This window comes from Niveispirillum sp. GW835-FHT14G11 (assembly GCF_058793615.1).
The window spans coordinates 663545-677861 of the sequence record NZ_JBXAFZ010000001.1 but is presented as its reverse complement, the minus strand read 5'-3'; the positions used below and the strand labels follow the sequence as shown (position 1 = coordinate 677861).

Below are 14317 nucleotides of genomic sequence, written 5' to 3'. Positions count from 1 at the left end.
CGTCAGAAAGAGTACTTGACGCTGGCCGACACGAAGTCGCGATCGTTGATCAGGTTGAACTTCCCGGCCCCGAAAAAGTTGGAATAGGACAAGTCGACCGTGATGGTCTCTCGCACGATGGCGCGCAGACCCAGGCTGACGGCCTTGCGCTTTTCGACGAAATTGCCCAGCGGCGTCGGCGTTGTGCCGTTCACGTCGTGCTGCCAGGAGATGGAGGGATAGAGGTTCACACCCGGCAGGGCGTTCAGATAGTCGAAGCGGATGGCCGCACGATAGCCCCAGGAGAAGGCATCGGCAAAGCCATCGGTGGCCAGATCCGCCATGCCGCCACGGCCCACGAAGGCCGGGTTGCCGCCGACGACCGTGCCCGGACCTTCCAGGCGCAGCACGCTCTTGTCCGGCATGTCGGAAATCCAGGTACCACCCACCTCGGTAACCACGACCCATTGGTCGGCGCCGAACGCACGCTCGAACGCCTTGGTGGCGGTCATCTGCGCCTGGGTGACGTCGAATTCCTCCCAACCCTGGATGCGCTTGCCGAAATAGCGGGCGGCCAGATCGGCGGTGACGGCGGCGGCCGTCGTGCCCTGGATCACGCCGATCTTCTTGACGATCTGGTTGGTGTTGAACAGGCCGGCGGCAGCCACCGCCGCCTGATTGGCACCCGCCGTGGCGCCGGCGGTGGCGCCAGCGGTCTCGAACGCGGCACGCGTGCCGCCCGGCGAACCGGGGGCGGCGGCGATGCCAGCACTGATGGCGCCCGCCACGGTCGGGTTGATCGCCTGGATCTGTTCGAAGGTACGGCCGGCGAACGGTGCCAGGGCCGGGTTGCTGGCGATGGCGGCGGCCACGGCGCTGTTGAAGGTGGCGCTACCCTGGGCGCGGCCGGCGGTGGCACCGGCAGCCTGGCCCTGGGCGATGGAGCCCAGGATGGACGGGGCGGCCAGCGTCGCCTGCAACAATTCCACGTCATCCAGCTGCAGCGGCTGGTCCTTGCGGAAGCTGATTTCGCCCTGCAACGAGATGCCGAACGGAATGGTGGTGTTGAAGCTGGCGCCGAAAAGCTGGATATCCTCGGGATATTCCGCGCGGTAGGACGAGTTCTGGGTAAAGGTGGAAGAACTGGCCTGGAACTGCTGCAAGGTGCCGACAAGGCTGCTCAGCACCGGCACGCGCGAATGCAGGTTCGTGTAGTAGAAGCCGAACTCGGTATTGTTCAGCTCTTCGGAGAAGATGCGCAGCGCCAAACCATACTGGCCATTATCGCTGGGCGTATCATCCTTGCTGCGCGGCACGACGGTGCCGAACGGGGTCAGCGACTGCACGCCACGGAAACCGTTCAGCAGCGGGTTGGGATAGCGGTCCACCGGGAAGACATTGCCGCCGGCCACCGCACCCTGGCTGGGATCGTCGCGGAACAGATAGTTGCCGAAGCCGATGAACAGATGGTCGCCGCCGGGAGACGCCGCGTCATTGGTGGAGAAGAAGGAGCCCGACGCCTCTGGCTCCGTATTGTCCCACTTGAACTGGTAGAAGGCCTCCAGCGAGACATTCTCATTGAAGGAGAAGCTGATATCGGCGATCGGAACCGGCAGGAAGCCTTCCTTCAGCTCCGACCCCGGCACGCGCAGCGCGGACACGTCCAGCGGGTTGATCGAGTTGATGCCGTTCTGGATGAAGGTGCTTTCACCCCAGCTCAGCACCTGCTTGCCCAGACGGACCGACAGGTTGGAGCTGTCGCCCACGGCGAAGTCACCATAGACGAAGGCGTCCAGCAGGTCCCAATCGCGACCGATGCGCTCCACCGTGTCGGAATTGAAGGCAAAGCGGTTGGTACGGGCGCCGTTGCTGGACGACTTCTTGGCGTTCACGACGTCATAGAAGTAGGTGCCGCGCACGAAGGCGCCCAGGTTGCCATAATTCAGCTTCAGCTCATGCGTGGCACGGCCGGCCAACGACACCAGGCCCTTGTCATAGTTCAGGTTGCCATTGTCGCCATTGATCGAATGGGCGCGGCCGCCATTGGCGACGCCGATCAGGTCCGGATCACGGCCCTGGACGCGGAACAAGGCGCCCATGGTCAAGGTCGTATCGAAACTGCCGCTCAACTCACCGCGGTTGAAGCTGACGGCCTGGGCGCTGCCCACCACCAGCATCGGGGCCAGGATGGCCGCTGCACTCACCCCGGCAAGTACCCGGCGATCCATGCGCACCTGCGGCGTCGATTTCCGTGCCATGCGTTTCCTCCTCGCATCCCATTTTTATCATTCCCCGGCTTCGGGCCGGCGGCCGACCCCTTTTCGGAGCCGAGGGAATTTCGCGTAACCTTGTCGTAAAGGCCGCCATGTGGGGACGTCAAGGCTTCTATGCGCTCCATGTCTCCAAAGGGTTCGTTTGATGCCCGAATTGGCAAAAAAGACACATTTTTTGTCCAGTTTCCAATGGCTTGATCGGATTTGAGGCAAGGCGGTCAAACGCCCGTTTTTAAGGCAACGCTCCCGCCATACGGGAAATTTTGCACTTGCGAATGACGAAAATGCCCCTCAACCCCTTGTGACGTTTACGTCAACCGGCCGTCTCAAGCACACCATCCGGTTGCAGGAAGCGGGTCTCCAGGTCGCCCGGAGGCAGCGGCCGGGAGAAGAAGAAGCCCTGCAGCTCGTCGCAATGATGCAGACGCAGGAACTCCAGCTGCTCCTCCGTCTCGATCCCTTCCGCCACCACTTTCAGGCCCAGCTGGCGACCCATAGCGATGATGGTGGCGGCGATGGCGCCGGTATCGGCATTGGTCGGCGCCTCGCTGACGAAGGAACGGTCCACCTTCAAGGTGGTGATGGGCAGGCGACGCAGATAAGAGAGCGAGGAATAGCCGGTGCCGAAATCATCGATGGCGATTCGGATGCCGCGATCGCGGATCTCGTTCAGCGTATCGGCGATATAGGCCAGGTTGGACATCATCGCCGTCTCGGTGATCTCGATCTCCAGCAGTTCCGGCGGCACGCCATATTCCTGGCAGAGCGCAAAAACGCGTTCGCCGAACATCGGCGTGGCGATCTGGCGGACCGAGACGTTGACGGCCACGGGGATGGGCGCGAAGCCGCGCCGGCGCCAATCCTGGATCTGGGCCAGGGCGGCGCGCATGACCCAATCGCCCAGCGGCACGATCAGCCCGGTTTCTTCCGCCACCGGAATGAACTTGCCCGGCGGGATCATACCGATCTCCGGATGCTGCCAGCGGATCAGTGCCTCTACGCCCACCGCTTGCATGGTGCTCATGGCGATCTTGGGCTGGTAATGCAGGAAGAACTGCCCCAGTTCCAGCGCCTCGCGCAGCGAGTGCTCCAGCGACAGGCGGGCCACCGCCGCCTCGTTCATCTCCGGCGTGAAGAATCGATAGCCGTTGCCGCCCGACGCCTTGGCATTGTGCATGGCCGTATCGGCATCGCGCATCAGGGCATGGAAATCCGCCCCGTCGCCGGGGAACAGCGCAATACCGATGGATGTCGTCACGAACAGCTGCTGCCCGTCAATGCCGAAGGGGCGCGACAGGCTGACCAGGATGGTCTCCGCCACGCGCGCCGCCATCTGCGGATCGGGCAGATCCTCCGCCACGATCAGGAATTCATCCGCACCTAAGCGCCCCACCGTGTCGGCGGCGCGCACGCAGGAACTGAGGCGCTGGGCGAGCGCGCGCAACAGCTTGTCGCCCGCCTGATGGCCCAGACTGTCATTGACCAGTTTGAACCGGTCGATATCCAGCAGCAGCACGGCCACGGTCGTGCCCTTGCGGCCGGCATGGGCCAGCGCATGCTGCAACCGGTCCTGCACCAGGGTGCGGTTGGGCAGGCCGGTCAGGGGGTCATGGGTGCTGACATACATCAGCTGTTCTTCGAACCGCTTGCGGTCCGACACGTCGGTCATGGTGCCGGTGAAGCGCAGCGGGCGACCGCTATCGTCACGGATGGCCTGGCCGCGGGCTTCGATCCAGACCCAGGACCCGTCGCGGTGACGCAGGCGGTAAAGCGACAGGTAATCGCCCACCTCCCCGTTCAGGTAACGCTCGATCTGGTTCTGGGCCATGTCCTTGTCATCGGGATGCAGCAGGCCGTCGAACAGCTTGTTGGCATACATCGCGTCGACCGCGTCATAGCCCAGCATCTCGATGAATTCAGGCGACCACCAATAGGTGCCCTTCGTATAGGAATTGTCGAATACGCCCGAACGGGTGGCGCGTACGGCCAGCTTCAGCCGCTCCTCGCTCTCGCGCAGCGCCTGTTCGCCGCGCTTGCGCTGGGTGATGTCCTGCACCACGCAGATCGCCGTGCGCCGGTCGCCCAGGCGCATCTGGCTGACGCCGAAGGCCATGGCGAACATTTCGCCGTTACGGCGGCGCCCTTGGATCTCGGCTCGGTTGTCGGGGCGCTGCTCCTCCTCCGATCGGCGCAGGCAGGCCATCAGGGCCACGGCCACGCGCGTCCAGTCCCGCTCCTCGATCAGCGTCACGAACGGCTGGCCCACCGCTTCCCCGTCGGCATAGCCGAACAGGTCCTCGGCGGCCTGGTTCATCGTCTCGATCCGCAGATCCTCGTCCAGCGTGATGATACCGTCGGCGACATTGTCCATGATGCCGGAGAGACGGGTTTCGCGCTCGCGCAGCGCCTGCTCGGCCCGCACCCGCTCCACCAGCGAATGATCGAACTGGACCAGCACCTCGTTGATGGTCTTGGCCAGCAGGCCCAGTTCATCATCCTCGTGCCGCTTGGGCACGGACAACAGCTTGTCGGCCGGGCGCATCGGGTTGATCTCCGCGATCACCGACGACATGCGCAGGAACGGCTTGGTCAGGGTGGAATAGAACATCACCACCAGGATCAGGGCCAGCGCCACCGTCCAGATGATGCCTGTGGACAGCACCACGCCCGAGCGGCGGAAGAATTCCTGGGCGATCAGGAACCGGTCAATGGAAACCCGCAGCTCCCCCACATTCTGGTTGTGGCGCTCGATCACCAGGGGAATCGAGAAGGTCTTCTCCACCGGCAGCAGCATCTCTGCCAGCCATTTCAGCTGTCCTTCTGCCTGGGGGCGTTCACGGGCGGCCAGCTGGTTGCCGAAATCCTCCAGAATGACGGCGCGATAGATGGGCTTATATTCGAACAGACCGGTGACGACGCGGTCGGCCAGCGCCTGGTCGAAGGAATAGGCGGACTCTGCCGCCGCCTCGCGCATGATCGACAGGACCTGGCGAACCAGCTGGTCGGACTGCCGCTCCATGTCCAGAAGGTCGATGGTGATCTGTGCCGTGGACAGGACCATGCCCAGCATCAAGGTAACGAGCGCAGTGTTGCGCGCCTGCTTGAAGGACAGGCGTTTGCGCAGCGGCACGCGCGCCACCGCAGCCGTCCCCGTGATCCCGCTTTCCGGCAGGATGTCCGTCTCGGCCTGTTCAGGCGGTAACGTCGCTTTCATCCACACCTTGCGCCCAACATCCCTGGCCAGGCCCCGCCGCCCTGCCCCGGATACCCCATCCGTGCGCCGGGATCGGCCATTGCCATCGGTCCCCGCACGTCTTGAAAGATAGTCTGCCTCTATGTGATTGGATATGACAATCCCTTTAGCTTGAGTGAGTTCAGAAGTGTAGGTCTGTGCGCTGGCAGCGTAAGGTCGGCATTATTCGCCCTTGCCGAAAATGGAGCAGACCCTGGCCTTGACGCTGATTTTGCGGGCTTCATGGTCGAATCGACGGGAGACGGACAATGCGCATCTTATTCCTGGGGGCCGGCGGGGTCGGCGGCTATTTCGGCGGCAGGTTGATGGAAGGTGGGGCCAACGTCACCTTTCTGGTGCGCCCCCGCCGCCAGGCGCAGCTGATGGAAAACTGGCTGCGGGTGGAAAGCCCGCACGGCAATATCCGCATCCCCGCCCAGACCGTGACCAGGCCGCGCAAGCCCTATGATCTGGTCGTCATGGCCTGCAAGGCCTGGGACCTGGACGCCGCGATCGAGAGCGTGATGCCCGCCATGGGGCCGGACAGCATCCTGATGCCGCTGCTGAACGGCGTGCGGCATTACCAGCGGCTGGATACCGCCTTCGGGGCGGAGCGCGTGCTGGGCGGGCTGTGCCACATTCCCATCACGCTGGACGACCAGGGGGTGGTCCGCCACCTGTCGACCATTCACAAGCTGGTGTTCGGCGCCCGTCATGAAAGCCAGCAGTCGATGGTAGATGCCCTGGCCGACGCTTTCCGCCCCACGGTCGTGGATTGGCATCGCTCCGACGACATCATGCTGGACCTGTGGGAGAAGTTCTTCTTCCTGGCCAGCCTGGCGGGCAGTACCTGCCTGATGCGCGGATCGATCGGGGCCATCAACCGCCAACCGGGCGGCACGGCGTTCATGCGGGCCCTGTTCGCCGAATGCGCCGCCGTGGCGACAGCCGAGGGTTACGCCCCGCGCACAGCATTGCTGGATGAATATGGCGGGCAGCTGACGGATAGGGCCAGCACCGTCAATGCCTCCATGGCTCGCGATGTGGGCCGCGGCGGGCGGACGGAGGCCGAACATATCCTGGGTGACATGGCGGCCCGCGCCCGTTCGCACGGGCTTTCCACCCCATTGCTGGACCTGGGTTTGCTGCACCTGCGCGTGCATGAGGAAGCCGTGGCGGCAAAAGGATAATTCCCGCACCCGTGCCGGGTTTTGCGGGCTTGCTGCCCCCCGCCCCCATCCGTTACGGTGGCGCACCTTCGCCGGCGTCAAGCCCTCCCGAAACAGAATGGGGGCCGCCGGCCAATTCGGACTGGGGGCACATGGACGCGTCAGCGCTGGGGACGTTTCTCCAATACCTCATCAATGGCCTCGCCCTGGGCGCCATTTATGGGTTGATCGCCATCGGATACACGATGGTGTACGGCATCATCCGCATGATTAATTTCGCCCATGGCGAGATCTACATGATCGGCGCCTTCGTGGCGGTCACCACCTTCTCCATCCTGTCGGCCGCCGGCGTAACCTCGGTGCCGCTGGCGCTGCTGCTGGTGCTGGTGATGGCCATCGCCTTTACCGCCGCCTATGGCTGGACGGTGGAGCGGGTGGCCTACCGCCCCCTGCGTGGCGCGCCGAAGCTGGCGCCGCTGATCAGCGCCATCGGCATGTCGATCCTTTTACAGAACTACGTCATGCAGACGCAGGGCGCGCGGCCCAAGCCGCTGGCACCCGTCATGAATGGCGGCGTGACGCTGTGGCAGGGCGACGGGTTCGCCGTCAATGTCTCCTATATCCAGCTATTCATCATCCTGTTGACCCTGGCCCTGATGGTCGGGTTCACCCAGTTGATCAACCGCACGGCACTCGGGCGGGCGCAGCGGGCGTGCGAGCAGGACCGGACCATGGCCGGTCTGCTGGGCATCAATGTCGATCGCACCATCAGCCTGACCTTCGTGATGGGCGCCGCCTTGGCCGCCGTGGCCGGCGTGCTGGTCACCATGTATTACGGCGTGATCGACTTCTATATCGGCTTCCTGGCGGGGATGAAGGCCTTCACCGCCGCCGTGCTGGGCGGTATCGGCAGCCTGCCGGGCGCCATGCTGGGCGGGTTGCTGATCGGGCTGATCGAGGCGTTTTTCACCGGGTACGTGTCCGGCGCCTACAAGGATGTCGCCTCCTTCTCCGTGCTGATCCTGGTGCTGGTCTTCCGGCCCACGGGCCTGCTGGGCCGCCCCGATATCGAGAAGGTGTGAGAATGGCGACGCCCATCCAAAACCATATCAAGGCGAGCCTCATCGCCGCCTTGGTCGCCATGGTGCTGGCCGTGCCCTTCATCGGCCTGCACACGATCTCCACCGACCAGGGGCTGGTGGTCCATACCCGCTGGGAATGGGTCTTCTGGTCCGGCCTGATCGTGCTGGCCGGCAGCCTGGTTCTGGCCATCGCGCGTGATGCGCTGGCCGCCCGCCGGGCTGCCAAGCCCAAGCTGGCCGCCGGGACCAAGCCCAAGCGCGACGACGCCCTGACGGCCAAACTGTCCAAGGGCTTCGCGATCGGCATCACGCTGTTCGCCGTCACCCTGCCCTTCATGCCGTTTTCCGACCGCTACATCATGGATGTCGGCACCACCGTGCTGATCTATGTGCTGCTGGGGATGGGGCTGAACGTCACGGTCGGGCTGGCCGGTCTGCTGGACCTTGGCTTCGTCGCCTTCTACGCCATCGGCGCCTACAGCTTCGCCATCCTGTCCACGACGCTTGGCTGGGGCTTCTGGGTCTGCCTGCCGCTGTCCGGTTTGATCGCGGCCCTGTTCGGCGCCCTGCTATCGATGCCCATCCTGCGCCTGCGCGGAGATTACCTGGCTATCGTCACCCTGGGCTTTGGGGAGATCACCCGCATCGTCATCCTGAACTGGCAGAGCTTCACCGGCGGCCCTGCCGGCATCAGCGGCGTTCCGCGCCCGTCGCTGTTCGGCCTCTCTTTCGACCGGCGTCCGCCGGAAGGCTTGACCAGCTTCCATGAAGTAACGGGGATTGCGTTCGCCACCGAACACCGGCTGATGTTCCTCTACCTGATCGCGCTGGCCCTGGTGCTGGTTGCTGCCTGGGTGATCAAGCGCCTGCGCGCCCTGCCCGTCGGCCGGGCGTGGGAGGCGCTGCGCGAGGATGAGATCGCCTGCCGGTCCCTGGGCATCAATCCGGTGGCCTCCAAGGTGTCGGCCTATGCCGTGGGCGGCATGATGGGCGGGTTTGCCGGCTGCTTCTTCGCTGCACGCCAGGGCTTCGTCTCGCCGGAAAGCTTCGGCTTCATCGAAAGCGCCCTGATCCTGGCCATCGTGGTGCTGGGCGGTATGGGCAGCCAGATCGGCGTGGTCATCGCCGCCTTGTTCATCGTGCTGCTGCCGGAAGTGGGTCGGGAATTCGCCGATTTCCGCATGATCGTGTTCGGCATCGCCATGATCGCCATCATGGTCTGGCGGCCGGGCGGACTGCTGTCCCAACGCGTGCCGACCATCCGCCTCTCCAGCCAGAAGGGAGAAGCGGCATGACCGACCAACCCCTGCTGTCCGTCACGGGCCTGACCATGCGGTTCGGCGGTCTGGTGGCCGTCGATGGCGTCAACCTGACGGCCGAAACCAACCAGATCACCGCCCTGATCGGCCCCAATGGGGCCGGCAAGACCACCATCTTCAACTGCCTGACCGGCTTTTATAAGCCGACCTCGGGTGAATTGTCCCTGAACCGGCCGGGCCACGCGCCGGTGTCGCTCCAGACCCTGGCCGGATATCAGGTGTCGCGCCATGGCGTGGTGCGCACCTTCCAGAATATCCGCCTGTTCCCGCGCATGACCGTGCTGGAGAACCTGCTGGTCGCCCAGCATGTGGGGCTTATGAAGAAGTCGGCCTTCGGTGTCGCCGGCCTGATCGGCCTGAAGGGCTGGCGCGCGGCCGAGAAGGAAGCCATCGACCGGGCCCGTTTCTGGATCGAACGCCTGGACCTGACATCGGTGGCGGATGAGGAGGCGGGCAACCTCTCCTACGGCGTGCAGCGCCGGGTGGAGATTGCGCGGGCCATGAACACCAACCCGCTGCTGCTTTGCCTGGATGAACCGGCCGCCGGCCTGAACCCGAAGGAGACCGGGGCGCTGGGTGACCTGCTGCGCGGCATCCGCGAACAGTTCGGCATCGGCATCCTGCTGATTGAGCATGATATGGGTCTGGTCATGGGCATCTCCGACCGCATCCATGTGGTCGAGTACGGCCGCAAGATCGCTGAGGGCACGCCAGAGCAGATCCGCAACGACGAGCGCGTGATCAAGGCCTATCTGGGCGAACCGGACGAGGAGGAATTGCCGCCCGTCGTGGCCCAGGACATCGCCGCTGGCGAAGGAGACCGGGCATGAGCCTGCTGCAACTGACGGGGGTCCGCACGAACTACGGCCCCATCGAGGCGCTGCGCGGCGTCGATGTGCGGGTGGAACAAGGCGAGATCGTCACCCTGATCGGCGCCAATGGTGCGGGCAAATCCACCCTGCTGATGACCATCTGCGGCCAGCCCAAGCCCGCATCCGGCACCATCACGTTCGACGGACAGGTCATCAACGACCTGCCCCCGCACGAGACGGCGAAGCTGGGCATCGCCCAGGTGCCGGAGGGGCGGCGCATCTTCCCACGCATGACGGTGTTCGAAAACCTGCAACTGGGTGCCACCCTGGGCAATCCGGCGCATTTCGACGAAGACGCCGCCTGGTGCCTGGACCTGTTCCCCATTCTGGCCAAGCGCCGGGACCAGCGGGCGGGCACCTTGTCGGGCGGGGAACAGCAGATGCTGGCCATCTCCCGCGCGCTGATGAGCCGGCCGCGCCTGCTGCTGCTGGATGAGCCGTCGCTGGGCCTGGCGCCCTTGATCATCCGCCGCATTTTCGATGTCATCGCCGAGTTGAACAGGACGCGCGGCATGACCATCCTGCTGGTCGAACAGAACGCCTATCACGCCCTGAAACTGGCCCACCGCGCCTATGTGCTGGCCCAGGGACAGGTGGTGCTGGAAGGCGGCGGGGCGGAGCTGCTGGCCAATCCGGAAGTACGGGCCGCGTATCTGGAGGGCGGATCGCACTGACGGGGGCGAACCAACAGCAATGCCACACACAAAAACCCGGCCATCCGTAAGGATGACCGGGCAAGGTCGGGAGTTGCCTCACAAGGGAGCGAGTAACCAGGAGGGCCTCGAAATCCTGAGGCCCCCCGTCACCCACACTCAGTAGCTGAACCGCACACCACCGAAGAAGCGGCGGCCGTTCTTATAAACAGCATAAGGAATGTCGGGATTGCCGACATACTGGTACTGCGTCTCGTCCAGCAGGTTCTGGGCCTGGGCGGTCAGCGCGATCTGGTCCGTCACATTCACGGTCAGCGACGCATCGAGCTGGTTATAGCTGTCATTGATCACCGACGTGGCGCGGTTGACCTCACGGAAATACTTGGAGCGGTAGGAGTAGGTCACCCGCGCGCTGAACATGTCGTCTTCATAGTACGGCGTCAGCGCGAAGGAATGTTTGGAGCTGAAGGGCAGGGCCACCGACGCGTCGGCCGTCTCGCTGTCGGCGAAGGTGTACGAGGCTTCGATACCGAAATTCTCGTAGAGATCACCGCGATAGGCCAGTTCGAAGCCCTTGATTTCCGCCGAGCCGCCATTGCGCGGACGGCTGACCTCGAAGGCCTGCGGGATGGTTGTGCCGCCGGGGTTGGTCAGCGGGTTGGTATCGGTGTTGATCAGCATCTCCGTGCCGGTGGCGCGATAGATGTAGGAGCCGATATCCTTGTAGAACAGCGTGGCCGACACCAGCGACACCTTGTCGAGATAATATTCGAGCGAGGCATCGAAGCTGTTGGCGCGGTACGGATCCAGGTCCGGGTTGCCGCCGCTGGCCGTGTGCAGGGTGTTGTTGGTCTCCAGGAAGGTCGACAGGTCGGCATAGTTGGCACGCGCCATGACGCGCGAACCGGACAGGCGCAGGATGGTCTTGTCATCCAGATCGAAGGTCAGGTTGATGCTGGGCAGGAAATCGTCATAGCTCTTGTTGAGCTTGATCGCCTGAATCTGGGAGGCCGGGACGATAGGCGGGCCGAACTGGCCACCCATCGTGTCGCGGCGACCTTCCGAGGTCTGGTCGGTATGGACATAGCGGACGCCGACATTGCCACGGAAGCCTTCCGTCTCGAAGCCCAGCTGGCCATAACCGGCCCAGATGTCTTCGGATACGGAGAATTGCGAGGGCAGATAATCGAAATAGGCGGCATCGACGAAGCCCGTGGCCGGGCGCGACAGGAACCATTCCTTCAGCTTCGACGCGCTGACGGTGTTCCAGTTCTTCATCGTGTCATTGACATTGATGCCACCCAGATAGCCCGACGGGGTCGAACCATCGACGAAGCCATCAACCGGCGTCGCCGCTCCATTGACGCGGCGCAGCTTGGCGTCCTGCGTGGTCTCATGCGTGCGATACTTGACGCCAAACTTCACCTCCGACAGCAGACCCCATTCCACGTCACGGGCGAAGTCGGCCTGGGCATAGGTCTCCTCGTCCGAGGTCGGCTGCTGGCGAAGCTGGGCAAAGCCCAGTGTGGTGCCGGCATTGCTGGTCGAGGGGATCTGCGGCGTCACGGACGCCAGGCCGTTGGTCCCGGAAATGTCGAAGCTGTAACCGACCAGCTGTTCGAACTCGCCAAAGTACTGCTGCTTGGTGCCGCCGGTGGACTTGGTGTAGCCGCCCTGGAAGCTGGCCTTGAACGCGTCGCCCGTATAGTCGAGCTTCAGGTCGGTGGCATAGGTCTCGATGGTGCTTTCACGCGCGATGGCGTCCAGCAGCATCAGGCCCGCCGTCGGCGTGCCGGCATTGGTATAGGAGCCGGAAACGACCACCCCGTCCTTGACCACGGCGTTGTTCGGCGTGCCCCGGAAATTGTTGAAGTAATAGCGGCTCTGGTTGAGATTATCGTAGGTGCCCTTGACATACAGGCCGGTGGCGTTGATTTCCAGATTGTCGCTGGGCTTGGCCTGGATGGCCAGGGTGCCGCCGGTACGCTCGCGCTTCTGTTCGAACAGGGCGGAGTTGATGACGTTGGGCATGATGGCCTTCTGGCCATTGGCCAGCGTCACCGTGGGATAGCCCAGGCTCTCGAACCCGTCGCGGCGGATATCCTGCTCCTGATGCGTGACCGAGGCCAGGACGCCGAAAGTGGAGCTGTCGTTGGACCAGGAGAACAAGCCCGAGGCGTTGGGCGACCCCTTGTCCGACCGGTCATTATAGGCATATTCCAGCGAAGCATTCAGCGTCAGCGGGTCCAGGTCCAGCGGACGGCGGGTGTGCAGGATCACGGTGCCGCCGATGGAGCCTTCGTCGATGCGGGCTTCCGGCGACTTGTAGACCTCCAACTGTCCGACCACTTCCGGCGCCAGCATGGCATAGTTGAAGGTGCGGCCCGGCGCATCCAGGATGAACCAGTCGGTCGACGCCACGGTCTGGCCGTTCAGCAGCGTGCGGTTCAGCGCCGGGTCGGTGCCGCGGATGGCCACGCGCTCGCCTTCACCAAAATCGCGATCGACCTGCACGCCCGGCAGGTGGGACAGGCTTTCCGCCACGTTCTTGTCCGGGAACTTGCCGATATCCTCGGCGGAGATGGCATCGACGATGGCGTCGGCAAAGCGCTTGGTGTTCAGCGACTGCACCAGGCTGGCGCGGATGCCGGTAACCACGATCTCTTCAATCTCACCGCCGCTGCTGCCGGCGGCCGGCGCGCCCTGCGCATGGGCCGTCGCGGCGATGGCCATCATGGCGATCGCGCTGGCGGTGCCGCGCATGAGCATCTTTTTGAACTGCATGACCTGTGCCTCCTCGAGTAAAGCCCTGTTCGCGTCGTGCCTTCGCGGTGTCGCTGGCACGGATCTCCGTTGCGGGTGGCCCGAAAATGTCGGGTTGGTCCCGGCTGGTGGGCTTCAGGAAAGCGGAATGCGGGATTTCCGAAAGGTCGGTTCCGGCAGAACGCCGAAAATGACGGAAAAAGACGGAATTTTGTTTCCGATTTCTGGTTGGAACTGTAACATTACATTGTCTCTGCTGGAGTCGCGGATCGATGAGGATGGTCAAATCCTTGTCGCGACGCGGCGGGCGGCACCTTGGCTCAGATCGGCTTGGTGAAGATGAACTTGCCCTTATAGTGCTGCCCCGGCACCTTGATGATGCTGGCGAATTCGGTGACAGCCCTGATGACCCCCGGCCAGGTGGCGACAAAATCGTCCCCCATCAGCGCACCACCGGGATTGAGCAATTCCCAATAGGCATGCAGTTCCCGTAGCACTTCCTCATAGGAATGGCCGGCGTCGAGATAGATCAGGTCGGCCTGGATCTGCTTCTTGATGAAATAACGCGCCGCATGCTCGCTGCTGATCGGAAAGGGCGTGATGGTATTCTGGAAGCCGGCATGGCAGACATTGGCCAGGAACTGGTAATACAGCGTCGGATATCCGTGCCTGTGGCCCAGATGGGGATAGTAATCCTCATTGATCCAATGTTCGGTGGACCCCAGGAACGTGTCGACGCAGACGATCTCCGCCTCGATCTCCAGCGGCTTCAACAGATTTGCCATGACGATGGCGGAACGGCCCTTCCAGGTCCCCACCTCCACGATGGTCTTCGGACGGTATGTCACGATGGCATGGGCGAAGATCTCATGATCGGAGCCCCAGCCCTGGACGTCCGATGGATAGGCCTGATAGTCGAATCCTTCATAGGGATCGACCGCATGGATCATCCGGGAAACGCGGGGACGGGACATG

At 63.6% G+C, this 14317-nt stretch carries 9 protein-coding genes; 5 read left to right on the top strand and 4 right to left on the bottom strand.

Annotated elements, in window-relative coordinates; translation table 11 throughout:
• Positions 1 to 2 precede the first annotated feature (2 nt).
• Together AC1Q7F_RS03295 and AC1Q7F_RS03290 are read right to left on the bottom strand one after the other, a co-directional pair.
• A complete protein-coding gene (locus AC1Q7F_RS03295) occupies positions 3 to 2237 on the bottom strand; it encodes a DUF1302 domain-containing protein (RefSeq protein ID WP_492503758.1) in 2235 nt (744 codons plus the stop codon).
• A 328-nt stretch (positions 2238 to 2565) separates the two neighbouring features.
• Positions 2566 to 5466 (bottom strand): EAL domain-containing protein, encoded by a 2901-nt coding sequence (locus AC1Q7F_RS03290; protein ID WP_492503756.1) that lies wholly within the window; start codon positions 5464 to 5466, stop codon positions 2566 to 2568.
• Between the two features lie 287 nt (positions 5467 to 5753).
• On the opposite strand from AC1Q7F_RS03290, the gene AC1Q7F_RS03285 reads away from it, so the two are divergent.
• The 5 genes from AC1Q7F_RS03285 (at position 5754) to AC1Q7F_RS03265 (ending at position 10600) form a co-directional block, all read left to right on the top strand.
• Positions 5754 to 6674: a ketopantoate reductase family protein gene (locus AC1Q7F_RS03285; RefSeq protein WP_492503754.1), complete on the top strand. Its 921-nt coding sequence runs from the start codon at positions 5754 to 5756 to the stop codon at positions 6672 to 6674.
• Positions 6675 to 6805: 131 nt separating this feature from the next.
• On the top strand, positions 6806 to 7735 hold the full coding sequence (locus AC1Q7F_RS03280; protein WP_492503752.1) for an ABC transporter permease subunit: 930 nt from the start codon (positions 6806 to 6808) through the stop codon (positions 7733 to 7735).
• A gap of 2 nt (positions 7736 to 7737) precedes the next feature.
• Positions 7738 to 9030, top strand: a complete 1293-nt coding sequence (gene livM / locus AC1Q7F_RS03275; RefSeq protein WP_492503750.1) for a high-affinity branched-chain amino acid ABC transporter permease LivM — start codon at positions 7738 to 7740, stop codon at positions 9028 to 9030.
• Positions 9027 to 9884, top strand: a complete 858-nt coding sequence (gene livG, locus AC1Q7F_RS03270) for a high-affinity branched-chain amino acid ABC transporter ATP-binding protein LivG (protein ID WP_492503748.1) — start codon at positions 9027 to 9029, stop codon at positions 9882 to 9884. The genes livM and livG overlap by 4 nt, the downstream gene beginning before the upstream one ends.
• On the top strand, positions 9881 to 10600 hold the full coding sequence (locus AC1Q7F_RS03265) for an ABC transporter ATP-binding protein (RefSeq protein WP_492503746.1): 720 nt from the start codon (positions 9881 to 9883) through the stop codon (positions 10598 to 10600). Before livG ends, AC1Q7F_RS03265 begins: the two co-directional genes overlap by 4 nt.
• Positions 10601 to 10738: 138 nt before the next feature.
• Here the strand turns inward: AC1Q7F_RS03265 and AC1Q7F_RS03260 are convergent, their stop codons facing one another.
• Both AC1Q7F_RS03260 and AC1Q7F_RS03255 read right to left on the bottom strand, forming a co-directional pair.
• Entirely contained in the window at positions 10739 to 13363 is a 2625-nt protein-coding gene (locus tag AC1Q7F_RS03260) for a TonB-dependent receptor (RefSeq protein ID WP_492503744.1), read from the bottom strand.
• A 299-nt stretch (positions 13364 to 13662) separates the two neighbouring features.
• Positions 13663 to 14316 (bottom strand): class I SAM-dependent methyltransferase, encoded by a 654-nt coding sequence (locus AC1Q7F_RS03255; RefSeq protein ID WP_492503742.1) that lies wholly within the window; start codon positions 14314 to 14316, stop codon positions 13663 to 13665.
• Position 14317 lies beyond the last annotated feature (1 nt).